General features: G+C 49.0%; 10 protein-coding genes and 1 pseudogene. 1 reads left to right on the forward strand and 10 read right to left on the reverse strand.

The window, feature by feature from the left end:
- Window positions 1-407: 407 nt before the first annotated feature.
- The 10 genes from KME12_26235 to KME12_26280 form a co-directional block, all read right to left on the reverse strand.
- Window positions 408-1,058 (reverse strand): ATP-binding cassette domain-containing protein, encoded by a 651-nt coding sequence (locus KME12_26235; protein ID MBW4491269.1) that lies wholly within the window; start codon window positions 1,056-1,058, stop codon window positions 408-410.
- Window positions 1,045-1,989 carry an ABC transporter ATP-binding protein gene (locus tag KME12_26240; protein ID MBW4491270.1) on the reverse strand — a complete coding sequence of 315 codons (945 nt, stop codon included), beginning with the start codon at window positions 1,987-1,989 and terminating at the stop codon, window positions 1,045-1,047. The genes KME12_26235 and KME12_26240 overlap by 14 nt, the downstream gene beginning before the upstream one ends.
- Window positions 1,990-1,991: 2 nt before the next feature.
- On the reverse strand, window positions 1,992-2,855 hold the full coding sequence (locus tag KME12_26245) for an ABC transporter permease (protein ID MBW4491271.1): 864 nt from the start codon (window positions 2,853-2,855) through the stop codon (window positions 1,992-1,994).
- A 7-nt stretch (window positions 2,856-2,862) separates the two neighbouring features.
- Window positions 2,863-3,852, reverse strand: coding sequence for an ABC transporter permease (locus KME12_26250; GenBank protein MBW4491272.1), 990 nt, complete (start codon window positions 3,850-3,852; stop codon window positions 2,863-2,865).
- Complete coding sequence (locus tag KME12_26255; protein MBW4491273.1) at window positions 3,837-5,474, reverse strand: ABC transporter substrate-binding protein; 1,638 nt, start codon at window positions 5,472-5,474, stop codon at window positions 3,837-3,839. Before KME12_26255 ends, KME12_26250 begins: the two co-directional genes overlap by 16 nt.
- A 530-nt stretch (window positions 5,475-6,004) precedes the next feature.
- Window positions 6,005-7,159: a hybrid sensor histidine kinase/response regulator gene (locus tag KME12_26260; GenBank protein MBW4491274.1), complete on the reverse strand. Its 1,155-nt coding sequence runs from the start codon at window positions 7,157-7,159 to the stop codon at window positions 6,005-6,007.
- Between the two features lie 80 nt (window positions 7,160-7,239).
- Window positions 7,240-11,397: a PAS domain S-box protein gene (locus tag KME12_26265; GenBank protein ID MBW4491275.1), complete on the reverse strand. Its 4,158-nt coding sequence runs from the start codon at window positions 11,395-11,397 to the stop codon at window positions 7,240-7,242.
- A gap of 123 nt (window positions 11,398-11,520) precedes the next feature.
- Entirely contained in the window at window positions 11,521-11,901 is a 381-nt protein-coding gene (locus KME12_26270; GenBank protein MBW4491276.1) for a hypothetical protein, read from the reverse strand.
- Between the two features lie 308 nt (window positions 11,902-12,209).
- Window positions 12,210-16,430 carry a response regulator gene (locus KME12_26275; GenBank protein ID MBW4491277.1) on the reverse strand — a complete coding sequence of 1,407 codons (4,221 nt, stop codon included), beginning with the start codon at window positions 16,428-16,430 and terminating at the stop codon, window positions 12,210-12,212.
- Window positions 16,427-16,693, reverse strand: coding sequence for a helix-turn-helix domain-containing protein (locus KME12_26280; protein MBW4491278.1), 267 nt, complete (start codon window positions 16,691-16,693; stop codon window positions 16,427-16,429). Before KME12_26280 ends, KME12_26275 begins: the two co-directional genes overlap by 4 nt.
- A gap of 185 nt (window positions 16,694-16,878) precedes the next feature.
- On the opposite strand from KME12_26280, the pseudogene KME12_26285 reads away from it, so the two are divergent.
- Window positions 16,879-17,784 (forward strand): annotated as a pseudogene (locus KME12_26285) (sodium:proton antiporter).
- The last annotated feature ends 126 nt before the right edge of the window (window positions 17,785-17,910 follow it).

A 17,910-nucleotide genomic window follows, 5' to 3' on the forward strand; every position in this document is an offset into this window, starting at 1 on the left:
GCAGATTCACGAGTAGGTAATGGCGAGGACTGAGGCACTGTTGGAGGTGAGCTTGGTAGAATGGAGGCAGCATTTTTTGGGATAGGCTTGTGGTCAAGTAGCAAGCCTATCTTTTTTTGTACTTAGCAGCTCTATCCCTTGCTACACATCTGCTTCAACCTCCCTGTTACCCCCTGAGGTCTGAGGAGTCTGACTGTATGAATCTCCGCTTAACCTTAATGTTAACGCTTTACGGCAATTGCGAAGTCAATCGTTACTAAATAGTGGTAGTAGTAATGGGCATTTCTGGACTTCTTTGCAGCGTCGTGTTTCGCCTCAAGAGATGCAAGAAGTCCTTCGGAACTTAGAAATGAAAGAAGCTCAATAAGTCCGTTAAGCCAGGTAACAGTAGCAATTGGGTTTTGAAGTTAAGGCTCAACTAGTTTACTAACGGACACTTTGCTGAATTCATCTGATCGATGTCCAATCACATCAATGATGCGATCGCACAATCGTTTCAATAGAGCAAATTCATGGCTGATTACCAATAATCCAACCTGATGAGTGCGCGTGTGGGCAAGGACAGCTTGCCAGATTAGCGCTTGGGTATTGGCATCCAGCATTGCCGTCATCTCATCAGCAATCAGATAACGAGTGGTAGGGTTAAGGACGCGTGCAACGGCAATTCGTTGCAGCTCACCACCACTTAACTCATGAGGGTAGCGATTGAGCCAGTTTTGGTGAACACCCAACGCATCCAACAACTCAGGTGTAGGCATGTGTCCTTCCTGTAGAATTTGACGAACACGCCAGCGTGGATTGACCGCTAATTCAGGGTTTTGAAAAATTAGCTGTACTGGGGAGTAGCTTCGTAGGGGGAGTGGTTGATTGTTTACTGTCACGTTCCCAAAGTTGGGCGTGAGATAACCTGCTAGCAATTTGCCTAATGTTGTCTTGCCAAACCCGGAAGGACCCATGAGTCCAACAACTTCGTTGGGGGCGATCGCCACATTGAAGTCGCGCAAAATCCAGGGATGCCTGGGGCTATAGCGAAATGCAAGCTGCTTACCGACTAACATGATGTTCCTCCGCATGAATACATCTCACAGGCGCACCTTGCACCTGCCGAAATGGGGGACGACCAACCTGACACTCCTCCGTCACCCAGGGACAGCGATCGCTAAACAAACACCCGCTTGGTAGGGCATCGGGACTGGGTTGGCTACCGGGAACGGGAATAAACTCGTTTTGGGGAAGCGATCGCCACAGGGCTTGTGTGTAGGGGTGGCGAATCGTGCCGTTTGGGAAATCGGTTGCTGCGGCAATTTCAACCGTTGTTCCGGCATAGAAAACGGCAACCTGATCTGCCACTTGCAGTGCCGCTTCAATGTCATGGGTAATCAGGATGACCCCTTTTCCTTCATCTGCCAGTTCTCGTAAGTGGTCTAGAGTTTCCTTCACCACATCAGGATGCAGTCCGGGAGTTGGTTCATCCGCGATAACCAGATCCGCCTGACTCACAACTGCTGTAGACACCAGGACACGCCGTGCCATGCCCCCTGAAACTTGAAACGGATAGTACTGCTTTACCTTGGTCGCCAGACTGTAACGGTCAAACGTGCGATCGACCGCCTGACGTGCCTGTTGTTTCGACAATCCACATACCTGCGCTACCCGGTTCACCTGCTTTCCGACCTGCATCAGGGGATCAAGATAGCCGATCGATTGAGGAATCAGGGCAATTTCTTTGCCCCGCAAGATTTGAGCACGTTGCAGAGTCAGCGGTTTTCCCTTGAATAGGATCGTGCCACTGACCTGAGCATTGTCAGGCAAAATTCCAAGCACAGCGTGAGCCAACAGGCTTTTTCCTGATCCACTGGCACCCACAACGGCAACTACCTGCCCTGCCTGTACCTCCAAATCTAACTCTGTAATGACCGTGAGTTGTTTCTGAGTCAACCCTCGGTCATACATCGTAAATGTCACGCTAAGATTCTGTACTGACAGCATGATCACCCCTGACTTGTTTTTGGATCGATCAATGCCCGCACGTTTTCCCCTAGCGTATCAAAGGCTTTTACGGTCATTAGCAACAACAGTCCCGGCATGACGCCCAACCACCAGTAGCCTGTCGAAAGGTGACGCATCGATTCTGCCAGAATGATCCCGATCGCTGGCGTATGAGGCGACAATCCAATCCCAATAAACGACAGCGCGGCTTCGTGTAAAATCGCGTGGGGAAAGAGCAGAATCAGCCCCACCAACAATTGTGGAATGACGTGAGGAAAGATGTGATGTCGCGCAATCCAAAGGGGTGATTTTCCCAACTTGTGGGAAAGCTGCACATAATCAGAACTGTTGACTTGCAAGGTTTCTGCCCGAATCACTCTTGCCAAGCCTGTCCAGTGGGTTAACGCAACCGCAATGATCACGCCCGTCGTTCCTCCACCCATCGCAAAGGCAATCATGATCAGCAATACCAAATGGGGCAGACTGAAAAATACATCAATAATCCAGGTAATGACCGCATCAACTTTGCCACCAAACGTGCCTGAGATCAGCCCCAATCCTGTTCCAATCACAGCACTAAAACTGGCAGCTAATAACCCGACTCGCACACTTAATGACATGCCATGCAGCGATCGCATTAACATATCGCGCCCCAACCAATCTGTCCCAAACCAATGGGCAAAAGAAGGGGATTGATTGCGTTGAGTTAATACAGGATTTAATCCACTGTCACTCAGTAAGCTGCTGCTCAGAATGATTGTGAGTAGAAAAAGAGAACAAAGGGCGATCGCCAACAGTGTTTTTTGGCGACGATTAATGCGAAGACGCGATCGGATTTGAGGACGAGAGAGAGTAGGAGAAGACATAAACTAGTTAGCTCAATCGAATCCGAGGATCAATAATTTGATACGTGAGATCGGCGATCGTGTTTCCGGTGTAAACAAAAATGGCACTAAAAAAGACAATTCCAATTAATAGCGGTATATCACTGCGGAGTGCCGCTTCAACCGTTGCTTCTCCTAATCCTGGGTAGGCAAAAACTTGTTCTACTAACACCGATCCACCAAATAACTCACTCAGTGATGCAAACTGGAGCGTAATCGCAGGGAGAATCACATTCCGTAAACCATGATGGCGAACAATGCCAACCAAACTTTCGCCCTGCGCTCGTGCAAACAACACATAATCACTGTTCAACACCTCAATCAACTTCTGTCGAGTGTGGAGCGTAATATTGGCAACCCCAATAATGCTTAACGTTAAAGCAGGTAGAAGGATGTGATGGAGTCGTTGCCAGAGTGTGACATCCTGTGCCAAAACGCCAGGAGGAGCCGCACAACAAATCGGGGCTACTTTAAGCTGCACCGCGAAGATAATCAGCAGCAATAAAGCAACCCAAAATGTTGGCGAAGAAGCCAGGGTGTACGCATAAAACCGAATGATGCGATCGCCCCAAGAACGTTCTTTTGCCCCGGCAATAATTCCCAGCGTTAAACCCAGAAACCCAGAAAGTAACCAGGCGATCGCCAGCATTTGCAGAGAAGCTTGAAAGCGATTGGCAATCACAGTAGACACAGGTTGATTAAAGATCATAGATGTTCCCAGATTGCCACTGACGAACTGTTGTAGCCACAGGAAAAAGCGAGTGGTCATGGGTTCATCTAAACCCCATCGCTGAGCAATCAACTCGCGCTGTTCTGAACCGATTTGCAACATATCGGCTCCGACATAAGCGTTGACCGGATCAACGGGTGATAGGCTCACTAATACAAAGCTAAACACCGACACTGCAATCAACAACAGCACCAGACGAATGAGTTTTCGCACCATGAATGATGCAATGCCAGTTAGTTGCATGTCCATTTCCATTGTGCGATGTTGGCAGTAATGGGCCAGCCATGCCCGTGAGGTTCCACTTGTGGATTACCAATATCCAGACAGCTACTCACAAAGTAGGTGTGATCGAGGTTAACCAGCCATGCCCAAGCTGCATCCCCCTTTGCAGTAAAGCCCTGCTGACCATCCCACTGTGCGGTTTTCCAGAAGGCGATCGCTTCCTCCTCGGTGGGTGCGCCCATCGCTAAATCTAATGTTTTGTCAATCTCAGAGTTCGCATAATAGCCCGCGTTATAAAAGTCTCCCTGCGCCGCTTTGCTGTGGTAGAGATTATACATTTCAGTCTGATCGTGGCTCCCCCAGCCAAATAGCACGACATTACTGTGTACCAGGGATTCCATCTCATCCCAGCTTTTGCCCTGTACAACAGCGCGAATACCAATCGGTTTAATCATCTCCGCCACTGAAAGGGCAAGTGCCTGACGAGTACTATCACTGGCAGGGTAGAGCAACGTAAATTCTGCCTGTAGGTTGCCTTTTTCAAGAACTCCATCCCCATTTTTGTCACTCCATCCCCCTTCTGCCAAAATCTGTTTCGCCCGTTCTATATTTGCATCTTGAATATCCGCATCAGGCTCTTCCCACGCCAATCCACTCACCGGACCATACGCAGGAGAACCATAGCCTTCTAAAACTCCCTCGACTAAAGCCTGGCGATCGATCGCTACATTAATTGCCTGTCGAATCGCGCGATCGGCAGTGACATCATTACCCACTGAATCTCCATCAGGCGTTGTTTTTGCATTGCTCTGAGGAAACGGAAACATCAATCCCCGATTATCGACACTGGTTACGTCATACAGCTTCATACCGTCAACTTGCTGTACCGCCAGAGATTGCGGAACAGCTGCGACCTGTGCCTGTCCAGATTTTGCGGCTGCAAATGCCGCATCTTCCTCAACAAACAAAAACACTAGACGTTGAATTGCAGGCGGCTCACCGTAGTAATCGGGATTTGCCTCGACAATTAACTGCTGTCCTTCATCCCACTGCACCAGCTTGTAGGGACCCGACCCAATCGGATTGCGGGCATAATCGGCTCCATGTGCATGTTTGGGCACAATTCCCAGCGTGACAAGCCGATTCACAAAGGTACTTTGAGGCTGCTTCAGGCGTAACTCTATCGTGTCTTCGTCGATCGCCACAGCTTCTTGCAACACGGTGACATCTGTTAGCCCCCCACTTTCAGCCGCTTTGTTGAAGGTATAGGCAACATCCTCGGCTGTGACAGGCTTGCCATCAGAAAACACAGCATCCTGTCGAATGTTCACTGTCCACACTTTTCGATCGTCACTAACGCGATAGTTTATCGCAAGGTCATTGACAAGTTCTAGATTTTCATTGCGTCGCAATAGAGTGCTGTGGAACAACGGCGATCCATACCGTCCCCAACCTAAAGCGGGATCATATCCTTCTTCACTTTCACCACCGATCGCCAGCACAATTTGATCTGCAGAGCCTGTCTGCTGGGCGTTTTGCTGAGCTACGGAGCTAGTCTGTTGAGAGGTTGGGGGGGTGCAAGCAGAGATCATCTGCACAAGCAACGCTAATCCTACTGCGTAGGATGGCAACTTAATACTTAAGTGCATATTTAATTGGTCATTAAGGGGCAAATGCACCAATCTAGTTGCTTGAAAAGAAATATCACAAGCAGCGTAGACTCACTGACGCTGAACAATATCACTTCACTCAGAGTTCAACAATGCAGGGGGGAGGGATAAATCAGAGTGCTTGCGATAAGTTTCAGCTTCCCTTAAGAAAAGGAGTCGTAATTAAGGATTCTGCAAGAGAATTAAGTGTCGTCGCTGCCAGTAGTCCACCCCCAACGCACCCTCGATTGTGATAAATGGCACTCCTAATCGCATCAGTTGTCGTTTGGCGGTAGGCGCATGGCTAAATCCGATCGCCAGCCTCCTTAACTGGCAATGGTTTCCTAATGGAGGATAGCATCAAAGCCACGACAGGTCAGGATTTCATGCATTGAGACAGGACGATCGCGAGGTCTGCCTAAAGGCGGGAATGGATGACTACATCAGTAAGCCTGTGAAAATCAACAAACTCGTGCGGGTATTAAGTCACTGCCATCGCTTCGACCAGTGAATTCTAATGGGGTGAGGGACTACTGGGCTGCTAATGGTAGCGTAAACCAGAAGGTTGTTCCTGCTCCAGGTACACTTGTTACCCCAATCTCGCCCCCATGCGCTCTAATAATCTGGCGACATAAGTAAAGCCCTAAGCCAATCCCCATTGATCGAGAGCGATCGCCTCGTACGTACCGCTCAAACAAGCGATCGCATTGGGCTTGAGTCATCCCTACCCCGTTATCCTGCACCGTGCAATAGACCATATCTCCTTGAGCCGTTACAGGGGTCGCATTGATCACTAGGCTCAGACCCGCAGGATTATGATTGAGGGCATTGGTGAGGAGATTTTCGAATACTCGTCGGAGTTGTAAAGGATCAGCCGCCGTAGGTAGTAGATCAGGGGAGATCAAATTTGTCAGGGTTGCAACATTTTTAGCTAGTAAAGGCTCTAAATCGGCTGCTAAATCTTGCACAAACGGGTGTAGAGATACTGCTTCTGGCTCCAAAACCATATGGCCCGCTTCATTGAAATGGGCTTCTAAGAGCAGATTGAGCAAGCTGAGCTGGCGATCGCTGCTTTGGATCATCCGCTGCAACACAGAAAGCGAGATCCCCACGGTTTCCCCCGCTTGCTTTTGAGCTTTGTTCTGCAAGTTTTCCAGCACCAACAACGTACCGACGATGGGAGTCCGGAGATCGTGAGAAATGGCGTGAAGAAACTCTTCTTTCAGTTGGTTGAGTTCTTGTAACTCCACCATTTTTTGTTGCAGTTGCAAATTTTGAGTTTGGAGTTGCTGTTGTAATCGCCGTATTGTCAGGTGAGTTTCAATCCGGGCTAATACCTCTTCGATTTGAAAAGGCTTGACGATATAGTCCACACCGCCCACGGAAAAAGCTTTTACCTTATCTAAAACATCCTCTAGCGCACTGATGAAAATTACAGGGATATCACGGCTACAGTCATCCGCTTTGAGTTGTTCGCAAACTTCATAGCCGTTCATTTGCGGCATATTGATGTCTAACAAAATTAAGTCAGGTGGCTCTGCGCGGGCTCCCATTAGGGCCATTGCCCCATTAATCACACTACGCACCTCATATCCTTGTCCAGTTAGCATGGTGGATAAAAGGCGCAGGTTATCTGGTGTATCATCAACAATGAGGATATTGCCTCGAAAAGCATCAGATTGCATACAGTCAATGATTGAGCAGGAGCAAGCCAGCGGTTCTGAAAATCTTACAGTGAATCGACTCACTCTTTAGTACCCACTCTTTAGGAAATAGCGGCTTGAGTTAACTCCACCAAGGTGTCAAAGCGATAATGTTTGACCAAATCTTGCAAGCGACTGGCTAATAAGCTGTGGTTTTCCGGAATTCGAGCCAGTAGTTGCAGCACTAAATTGGCATTCACTCTAGTTGCTGCTGCGTGTAGTTCGGCAATCCATTCCGGCGGCATCACCATCAAGTCCTCACACTTAAGATTTTGAGGCTGAGGTGATGGGCTGCTGGTAGAGCGATCCGCGATCGCTGCAAAGCGTTTTGTCGGTTTCGGATCGGTTTCGGCAGGTTCATAGAGATACTCAACTCCCAAATAGGCCGCGATCTTGTCAAAAATCACCGTTTCTCGGAACGGCTTGCGGACTAAGTCATCACATCCTGAAGCTAGAATCGTGGCTCGTTGCTCCTCAAAGGCGCTAGCAGTCAAGGCGATGATCACCGTCCTGTGCGACCTAGCGGGAGTCGTTACTTCTAAATGGCGAATTTGGCGAGTGGCTTCATAGCCATCCATCACAGGCATCCGCATATCCATCCAAATCAGGTGGGGTTGCCAGCTTTCCCATTGCGCGATCGCCTCTTGTCCATTGCTTGCCAAGGCGGTCTCAAAGCCTACCATCTGCAATAATTGCTCCATCAACTTACAGTTTTCTAGGCGATCGTCTACGACTAGAATTCGATAAGTTGGTTGATTTGGGGCTAGGTGTAGGACTCGGCCTCTAACACCAGACTGAGCTAACTCTACAGATGATACAGCCAAGGTGAGCGGCACATAGAAGGAGAAAACTGACCCCTGATTAAGGGTGCTGCTAACCTCAAGCTCACCTCCCATCAATTGCACAAACTGGCGACTAATCGTTAGCCCTAATCCGGTGCCTTCCCTAGCCTGGGTGCCACTGCTAGTCTGGACAAAAGGTTGGAACAGGCTGTCGATTTCTTCAGGAGCAATTCCGCTTCCAGTGTCTTCAACGGACACATAGAGGTGGTAGCTGATATCAGCAGATTGATTGTCTGATTGAAGGCTGGCTCGTAGTCTCACCTCACCCCTATCTGTAAACTTCACGGCATTACTCAAGAGATTGAGCAAGACTTGGCGGAGTTTACCCTCATCCATCAAGACATAGGGCGGCAGGTCAGGCGCGAGTGCAAATTGCAGAGACAATTGCTTGGCTTCGGCTCGAATTTGAAACATTTCTTGGAGCGTGTAGAGTAGCCGATGCAAGTTGAAGGGCGTAGGATGCAAAGTCATGCGTCCTGCCTCAATCTTGGACATCTCTAGCACATCATTAATTAGACCCAGCAAATGCTCTCCACTGCGATTAATGATTTCTAGGGATTCCTCTTGTTGGGAAGTGAGCACAGGGTCACGCTCCATCAACTGAGTAAAGCCCAAGATGGCATTGAGGGGAGTTCGCAATTCATGGCTCATATTCGCTAAGAAGATGCTCTTGGAGCGGTTAGCGGCTTCGGCGGCTTCTTTAGCGACACGCAGCGCATCCTCCGCTTGATGTCTGGCCCGCCCAATCGCAATCAGCTCACCCACTAATTTTAGCAGGCTCAATTCTTCTTGGGTCCAAGTTCTAGGGCTGTGAACTGCATCCATCCCCAAGAAACCCACGACTTTATCGGCATGAGACATGGGAACTGCCACCAGCGACTGAATTGACTGATACTCAAACAGTCTCCTCTCTGCTATGTCTGATGAGAGCTGAGCCATATTAGGAATGTGGACTGCATTACCACTCAAGATCAGGCGGTGGAAACGCGGAAATGCTGCTACAGAATTCTCTCTCGATTCAAGAGTTAATGGCAGCACCCTAGGAGCACACCATTCATGGACAACTTGAGCGCTGGTTTGATCCGGGGAGTATTCAAAAATGCAACTCCGTTCCGCCCCAAAAAATTGCGCGATCGCCCTTAAGCTAAAGTTCACTGCTGTCTCTAAATTTTGGTCAATGAACTGCCGAGAGATACTACTGAGCAAGCTTTCTACCTGGGCGCGATACTGCACTGCTTCATCAGCTTGCTTTCGCTCCAACTCAGCCCCAGCCCGGGCCGCAAAAATTCTTAAGATCAACTCTCGTCCCGCATCAGGCTCCATTGGCTTCACATCCATGACACCTAGAATGCCTAGAATATTGCCCGCTGCATCGATTAAAGGAATGCCTAAGTAGCTCTCTACTTCCATGCCCGCAAATTCTAAAACTCTAGGAAAAAGAGTTTGGAGATTTTCGGGGTAATGGCAAATTTGCCTTTGTAGAATTTGGCCGCAGGGCAAACACTCAGTGTGGTACTCAAAGTTTCCTCCAATTTTCCCATTTCCGCAAACCGCTAAAGTACAGGCTCTCGTTTTGGCTCTATTCACAAACCGACTGACAAAGGCATAGCCGACTTGGAGGACTTCAGCCAGGTAGCGAACGCAAGACTGAAAGAACTCATCTCCCGTCTTAGCGGCAGTTCCTTCTACAATCAGACGTAGAGCTTCTTCTCGCTGCTTGCGATCGGTAATATCCTCCATGACAAAATCAAGATGGTTTTCTTCCGCATTCAGACGGAATGACAGGAGAACCCAGGTCAGCGTCCCACTGCATTGGCGGAGTGCTAGTTCAAAGTTTTGGATCTCGCCAGATTGCTGAATACTAGCGAGTAAACGTTGGCGATCGCTGGGATCGGCATAGAACTCTGGAGCAAATCGCTGACCAATCAACTCAGCAGCAGAACTACAACCGAGAATTTCTACACAACGTTGATTGACATCTAAAATCAATCCATCTTCTAAACGAGTGCGGCCAATCCCTACCTGGGAGTTCTCGAAAATATTGCGGTACTTGATTTCACTCCGCCGCAGCGCTTCCTCTACACGCTTACGTTCATTGATGTCGCGAGCTACACCAATAATGATCAACTGGCCATTTGCATCTCGCGAAGCGGCTAGATTAGTCACTAGCCAGGAATAACTGCCATCTTTGCATTTAGCACGATACTCGATTTCTGAGTTTGTCTCGCCTGTGGCAACGACATGGGCGATCGCGCTAGCACATCGGGATAAATCATCGGGGTGAATGAAAGGTGCAAAGGAAATTCCCTCCAACTCGCTCGGTTCATAACCCATGATGTTACGCAAATTGGGCGAAAGATAGTAGAAAATGCCTTCAGGATTAATCACATAGAGGGTGTCATGAGCGTTCTCGACAATGGTGCGGAACTTCAACTCGCTCTCCTCTAGAGCCGCCTCCATTCGCTTGCGCTGGGTGGCATTGGTGCCGACCGAAAGAATTTCTACCAGATTTCCCTGATCGTCCAAGATTGGCTTATTAGCCCAGACAATCCAGACGCGATCGCCGTCCTTGCAAAGGTTTTCGTTCTCATTGAGTAGATAGTTTTCTGGGTGTTGACAAATATCTACCATCAAGGCTTGTAAGTCGCGCCCAGAGGTTTCTGTCTCCGGAACAATGGTGCCAACGACATTGCGACCCATAATCTCATGACTCTCGAAGCCAAGGAGACGCTGGCCATAGTCATTCAGAAATCGGATATCGCCGTTCGTATCCCAACGCAGAATGATGCAGTTGGCTGTCTGCACTAAGTCCCGATACTGAATCTCACTTTCCCGCAGGGCTGCTTCGGCGCGCTTGCGGTCACTGATATCTCGGAAATAAAAAACTCTACCGTAGTACTGCCCTTCCGGCGATCGCGCGGCCATAGAATAGCGCTCTAAAACCCGTCCATCCTTCAACAAAATCTCATCGTAGGCAATCTCTTCTAAATTTTGGTAAAGATATTCTACTTGCGCTCGAAACTCTTCTGGCTGCTCTACTTTATCGATAATTCGCTTCACTAACTGGCAAGGATTCCGAGTCTGCATCACTGCCTCAGGAATGCGCCAGAGTTGGCAAAACCGCTGATTGTAAGAGACAACAGAACGATTTTCATCCACCACTAAGACCCCATCGACGGCAGCTTCCTGCTGAGCTTTCAAAAGGGCGTTACTCCGACGTAGCTCTCTAGTACGTTCCTCGACTGCACGTTCTAAGTTGGTGTTGAGCGCGGTTAATTTTTCTCGCTCCTGCTGGTCTTGCTTTAAGCTTTGGACTTCCTGCTGGAGTTGGGCAATGGTGAGGAGGAGCTGCTCCTGTGTGGCCTGGTTTCCCTGCATAACCCTTACTGATACCTGAACAACATCGAATCTGGTGATGGACTACCAACCACTTCCATTATGGAGACTCCCTTCCCAAATGCTTGGCATCCTAATGTTGTATTTAGAGTGCTAGCCAAACTTTTAAGGCTGTGCAGTGGCAGCCCGTTCTTTATTTTTAATCAAAATTTCTGCCAGAGCCCTAGGACGAAACAGGCCTGATTCCACACAACCCACCTTTTGGGCAGAAAATTTAGTGCAGAGATCATTCCATGCCAGAAAAACCGTTTCTTCGGGCAAGGATTCCACAAATTGATGAGAACCGAGAGTTGCAGGACTAAACCAGGTAATTCTCAGGGCCTCTCCGCGATCGACTAAACGATCTAGAGTTTCGGTTTGCTGAACTGTTAAGTTCTCACGATGCGGCACGACGGGCGATCGCATCCCTGTTTTTAGCCCACCTACTGCCACGGAGCTAGCGGTTAGTAATCCGACCAAAAGCGCGATCGCGGGAAGTCTCACCATATTGATTATTCTCCTCAAGCCAAGGGCATCACGTTTGTCTAAGCTAGGCAAACTTAGGCCTGTGCTAGGAGTAGTTACAAATTTTGCAACTAGTTGCCCTTGGCGTAACAGAGTCGTGACTGATGGAATCCTACAAGCAAAATTATCTAAAATTTTAGTAATTGGGCATCCGAACATCTTAAAAAGCTTTACCGAGAAGTTGCCAAACGGATTCATCCGGATCTGGCAATAGATGAAGCAGAAAGGCTTGAGTTCGATTCATCACGATTCCTTACTCCTTCCTCGATCCTACAGCGGGAAGGGAGTAATTAACGCTTTAGAACCAAGTCAGCGATCGCTTGGGTCAAGGCATCTGGCTCAATGGGCTTGGCTAGGTGCTGCTGAAATCCTGCTTTCAAGGCTTGCTGTTGGTCATACTCTGCGGCATAAGCGGTAAGGGCGATCGCGGGTATGAGGCCACCTTGGTCTGGCGATCGCGATCGAATTTGCTGCATCAGCATATAACCATCAATATCTGGCATGCCGATATCACTAATCAAAACATTAGGGAGCTGGCGATCGAAGGAGAGCAACACTTCAGCCGCAGAAGCTGCAATTTCCACCTGCGCTCCTTGTTGCTCTAAAATCACCTGCACCAGATTCCGCATGTCCTCATCGTCATCAACCACTAGAATCCTGAGTTGACTTAAATCAACCGATTCAGTGGTAGTGAAATGTTTTGCTTCTGACGCTACCAACTTGTTAATCAGAGGCAACCGGACAATAAACGTAGCGCCCTGTTCCTCTCCAAGACTTTCCACCTGAACCGTTCCACCATGCAGTTCACTTAAATGACGCACGATCGCTAAGCCTAAGCCCAGCCCCCCAAACTTACGGGTTGTTTTGCCATCTTCTTGACGGAAGTAGTCAAACACATAAGGTAAAAAGTCTGGACTGATGCCCTTACCCGTATCTTTCACCTGGATTTGAGCATAGGTGCCAATTTGATCTAGGCAAACTTCAACTTGGCCCCCGTCCGGCGTAAACTTAACGGCATTCGAGAGCAAATTCCATACAATCTGTTGGAGTCGTGCCGAATCACCAGAGACTTGTGGGTGCTCAAGGGAGATCACGGTTTGCAGTTGAATCTGTTTGGCATCTGCCGCCAACCGCACGGTTTCTAAAGCCGATTCAACGACTGTCGCTAAGTTGACCAGACCCACGTTCAAGGCCATCTTGCCTTGCAAGATCCGAGAGACATCCAGCAAATCTTCAATCAACTGAGTTTGCAGCTTGGCATTGCGCTCAATGGTTTGTAAGGCCCGCTGCGTGGCTGGTGGGTCAAACTGGCGAGTTTGCAAGAGTTTTGACCAACCGAGGATTGGATTGAGGGGCGATCGCAACTCATGGGACAGCACCGCCAAAAACTCATCTTTGACCCGGTTGGCAGTCTCAGCTTCTTCCCGCGCGGCGCGTTCACGAGTCAGGAGATGATTGCGCTCCGCTTCGGCTCGTTTGCGATCGCTAATGTCAACCACAGAACCGACATATCCTTTGAATTCACCATTGGCTCCAAACCAAGGACTAGCCGCACCGATCGCCCAAATATACTCACCATCACGGCGTTGCAAGCGATACTCTAGACGGAAGGCTTCCTGGCGCTCGTTTGATGCCAAAAAAATACGCTCAGCCTCCTCGCGATCGTCTGGATGCGTGATGTTCAACCATCCTAAGCCCAAACCTGTTGCCTCAGTCTGCCCAGTGAAGTTATACCACCTTTGACTGAGATAGGTGCAGGAGCCTGCGGGATCAGTCACCCAGACCATAAAGGGAGCATTGTCTGCCAGATTGCGGAATTGCTCCTCACTCCGCCGCAGTGACTCTTCTATTTGTTTGCGAGCGCTGATGTCGGCGACAAAAACTGTGAGCCCTTGGGGAGAAGGATAGACCCGGTTTTCAAACCAACGATTCCAAGTGGGATAAAAATACTCAAATTGAGCTGGTGTTTGGGTTTCTAGCGATCGCTGGAAATTTGCATAAAGCTCGGTGCCTACCAGATCAGGAAACATCTCCCAAATGTTTTTGCCTAGCACGTCGTTGCGGGGCCTACTAACAATTTCGCAGTTGCGATCGTTGATGTAGGTGTAACACCAATTGCGATCGAGCCGATAAAACCCATCATTAATGCTCGACAGAATAGTTTCTACACTTTGTTGCGCGGTTTCTGCCTCTAAACGGAGGGTCTGCTCTCGCTGTTGGGTTTCTCGTCGCAGGCGAGCCAGTTTCAAACTTGCTTCTACTCTTACCAACAACTCACGGGTAGAAAAGGGTTTGATCAAATAGTCATCTGCTCCTGCTTCTAACCCCTCTACGCGAGCTTCTTCTCCAGCGCGGGCAGACAGTAAAATGATTGGGATGTCCCTAGTTGTGGGAGTAGCTCGGAGTTCCCGCAATAATCCGAACCCGTCTAAACGGGGCATCATCACATCTGTTAAGACCAGATCGGGAAGTTGTTGCTGAATTATAGCTAACGCCATCATGCCATCAGCAGCAGTTTCCACGTTATATCCCTGGTTCAGCAATAACCGTTTCACATAGTTCCGCATGTCGGTGTTGTCATCGACCAGCAGGATTTCAGATTTTAGAGGTTTCGTCTGCTCATTTGAGTTGCGTGCTGTTTCTATCTCTGTACTCCCCAATCCAAAATCTAAGATCGGCAGTCTCAAATCTTCTGGTAGCCAGCGGAGTGCTTCTTCCACATAGGGGGCAGCTCCGAGAACTGTAGGAGATGCAGTGCGATCGCTGTTTTGGAGACGTTCGGGGGGTAAATGATCAGTTCCTGTCGGAATCGTCAGGGTGAAAGTTGTACCCTCTCCCTCAATGCTGGCAACCTCGACCTCTCCCCCATGCAGATGGACTAGTTCTTTTACCAGAGCCAATCCAATCCCAGAGCCTTCCTGGCTTCTGCCCTGTGCTCCTTCAACCCGATAAAACCGTTCAAATAAACGAGGTAGTTCTGTGGCAGGCATCCCAATTCCAGTGTCACGCACCGTCAATTCAACCTGGCTTTGTCTCTGCTGAAGGATAACCGCAATCTCACCAGAAAAGGTAAATTTAAAGGCGTTGGAGAGCAGGTTGAGGATAATCTTTTCCCACATCTCCCGATCGACGTAGACAGGCCCAGTGAGAGATTTACAGTCAACGACAAGCTGTAGTCCTGCTTGCTCGATCGCCGAACGAAACACACTTGCTAATTCTGCGGTCAACGCGGCCAAATCGATAGCTTCATAGACTGCCTGGACTCGGCCCGCTTCAATTCGAGAGAAATCTAGTAGTGTGTTGACTAGTTTGAGCAGGCGCAATGAGTTGCGGTGTACCAAATCCAGTTGTTGCCGTTGCTCGTCTGGTATTACTCCCTCTGTTGCCAAGATCTCCTCTAGAGGACCGAGCATGAGTGTGAGTGGGGTTCGGAATTCGTGGGAGATGTTGCTAAAAAAGGTGGTTTTGGCGCGATCGAGTTCTGCTAAAGCTTCTGCCCGTTTGCGTTCTTCTTCATAAGCTTGAGCATTGGTGATGCTGGCAGCAATTTGAGTCGAAACTAGATTCAAAAATCTCTGGTAGTTGTCATCAAATAACCGCAATGGATTCAAGCCCACAACCATGATGCCCGCTTTCCCTCTGTTTCCGGATGCAGCGATGGGAACTACAGCGAGTTGGTGCGGGGGGATCTGCCATGCCCCCGTGGGTAAATTGCTAAAACGGGCTTCTGAAGTTGTGATCAGACGGGGTTGCTGTGTATTTAAAACCTCAGCAAAGTGCCAGTCGGCATCATTCAGCGCGATCGCTTGAGGGATAATCGAGTGCCCTGGCTCAATACCAGAGGTGCCCGCTAGCAAAGCGCATTGTTGGTCTGGCTCAACTAGATAGATCAAACTAAAGGGCAAGTCGTAGGGATTAGTTGCGAGACAAGCAGTGCTGAGTGTGCAAGCTTCGTCAAAGGTGCGGGCATCTGCGGTTCTGGAGGCCAGTTCTTTTAACAATGCCAACTGCCGCTCACCGATAATGCGTTGGGTATCGTCGGTATTGGCACAAAGAATGCCCCCCGTTTTACCTTCAACATCCGGAACAGGGCTATAAGAAAAGGTGTAATAGGTTTCTTCTGGGTAGCCGTTACGCTCCATCACCAACAGCAAGGCTTCATCATAAGTGCCCTCATTGTTGAGGATGGCGGACTCGGCCCGTGGAAGCACCTGATCCCAAATTTCACGCCATACCTGAGCAGCGGGTTGCCCCAATGCTCCTGGATGTTTGCCTCCCAGAATGTCTCGGTAGGCATCATTGTAGAGGTTGATCAAGTCTTCGCCCCACCAGACGAACATCGCTTGGCGAGATGTCAACATGATCCGAACCGCAGTTTTTAGACTTTGAGACCAGTTTTGCACGGCACCGAGGGACGTTTGCGACCAGTCCAGCGATCGCATCAACGCCCCCATTTCACCGCCACCGATGAAGACTTCGCCAGCGATCGACCCTGGATACACTGAGTTCATGACTTTGGCTCACTATCTGGAAAGTGCTTAGTTCGTAGTGCTTCCCCGCGATCGCCTAACTGTTTTAATAAGGTGTCGATTTGCTGAAGTGCCAGCGGTGAGGGAATTGCGTGGCCATTCTCCCAACGATTAATGCTAGGAAACGTCATGCCAATGGTATCAGCGAACTTCTGCTGCGATAAGTTCATGGCTTGCCGCAGTTCTCGCACCAAATTGCCAATCATCGGTTGTTCTGAACTCAGCCGTTTTGCCTGAAGAGCCATCTGAAATCAGTATAAAGGGCTTTATAGCTGCTACTTTCGATTAAATCAGCGGCAATGTCTATCTGCCGAGCGGTGGAAGTTGGCCCCAGCGTTTAGAAAACTAGGCTTCCTACACCTACAGCAAAGCTAACTCCCTCATGTAGACTCAAACGGTAATAGTCTGTTGATTGAGGGAAAGTAAGTTTATGGGAGGAGGATCGGTGATGGCGTGGATTTTAGCTCAACAAACTCCTTTGGACAGCAGTCCTGCTACAGAAAGCCAAACAGCAGGCACTATCCCTGAGCTAGTGACTATCTTGATCATTCTGCTCATGATTGCAACAACTGTAGCACTTGTAACCCAACGATTACGAATTCCCTATGTAACAGGTTTGGTGCTGGCAGGTTTACCTATTACAGATGTCTTGTCGCGTCGAATTGGTTTAGACCCGTCTCTCATCCTCAATCTTTTCCTGCCCATTCTGATTTTTGAAGCGGCAATTAATACAGATATCAGCCGTCTCCGCAGCACCTTTAAACCAGTCGCGCTTTTGGCAGGCCCCGGTTCAATTTTTTCGTCGGCAATTATTGCAGTTTTGGTTAAATTCGGACTGGGAATAGACTGGATTCCCGCGTTATTGATCGGCGTAATTTTGGCGAATACAGATACTGTTTCCATGATCGCAGTCTTTAAGGAAATCCGGGTACCTTCCCGACTCTCCGCCATTGTAGAGGGAGAAACCCTGTTCAATGATGCGGCTGCTCTGGTTTCCTTCAATTTGATTCTGATCGTTTATGCGACAGGTTCCCTCACCGTTGTGGGAGGAGTCAAGGAGTTGCTCGTGGTTGCCTTAGGCGGGGGACTTGTAGGGGCAATTTTGGGCTACTTAAGTCTGCCTGTCTTTGTCCGCCTCAATGATCCCCTGAGCAGCCTATTACTCACAGTAGCCTTAGCGTTAGGAACCTTTCAGATTGGGCAATTCTTGGGGGTATCAGGTGCAGTAGCAGTCGTCATTGCTGGACTTATTTTTGGCAATCTTGGGCTGCCTCGCAGTTCATCTGCCTCCGATCGCATTACTTTATTGAGTTTTTGGGAGTACGCAGGTTTCGGGTGTGAAATGTCAATTGCATAGGCTGTTTTTTGAATGAAATCCTTCCTGAACTCGGAAGCAGATCGAGAGCAAACGAGAGGAGTAGATCGCGACAAGGAGAAATGACAATTATGGGCAGGGCTTAGA

It is taken from the genome of Trichocoleus desertorum ATA4-8-CV12, from assembly GCA_019358975.1.
GTDB lineage: Bacteria > Cyanobacteriota > Cyanobacteriia > FACHB-46 > FACHB-46 > Trichocoleus > Trichocoleus desertorum_A.

Coding starts and splice junctions, on each gene's coding strand:
- KME12_26235 (MBW4491269.1), bottom strand. CDS start 1,058: ATGTTAGTCGGTAAGCAGCTTGCATTTCGCTATAGCCCCAGGCATCCC.
- KME12_26240 (MBW4491270.1), bottom strand. CDS start 1,989: ATGCTGTCAGTACAGAATCTTAGCGTGACATTTACGATGTATGACCGA.
- KME12_26245 (MBW4491271.1), bottom strand. CDS start 2,855: ATGTCTTCTCCTACTCTCTCTCGTCCTCAAATCCGATCGCGTCTTCGC.
- KME12_26250 (MBW4491272.1), bottom strand. CDS start 3,852: ATGGACATGCAACTAACTGGCATTGCATCATTCATGGTGCGAAAACTC.
- KME12_26255 (MBW4491273.1), bottom strand. CDS start 5,474: ATGCACTTAAGTATTAAGTTGCCATCCTACGCAGTAGGATTAGCGTTG.
- KME12_26260 (MBW4491274.1), bottom strand. CDS start 7,159: ATGCAATCTGATGCTTTTCGAGGCAATATCCTCATTGTTGATGATACA.
- KME12_26265 (MBW4491275.1), bottom strand. CDS start 11,397: ATGCAGGGAAACCAGGCCACACAGGAGCAGCTCCTCCTCACCATTGCC.
- KME12_26270 (MBW4491276.1), bottom strand. CDS start 11,901: ATGGTGAGACTTCCCGCGATCGCGCTTTTGGTCGGATTACTAACCGCT.
- KME12_26275 (MBW4491277.1), bottom strand. CDS start 16,430: ATGAACTCAGTGTATCCAGGGTCGATCGCTGGCGAAGTCTTCATCGGT.
- KME12_26280 (MBW4491278.1), bottom strand. CDS start 16,693: ATGGCTCTTCAGGCAAAACGGCTGAGTTCAGAACAACCGATGATTGGC.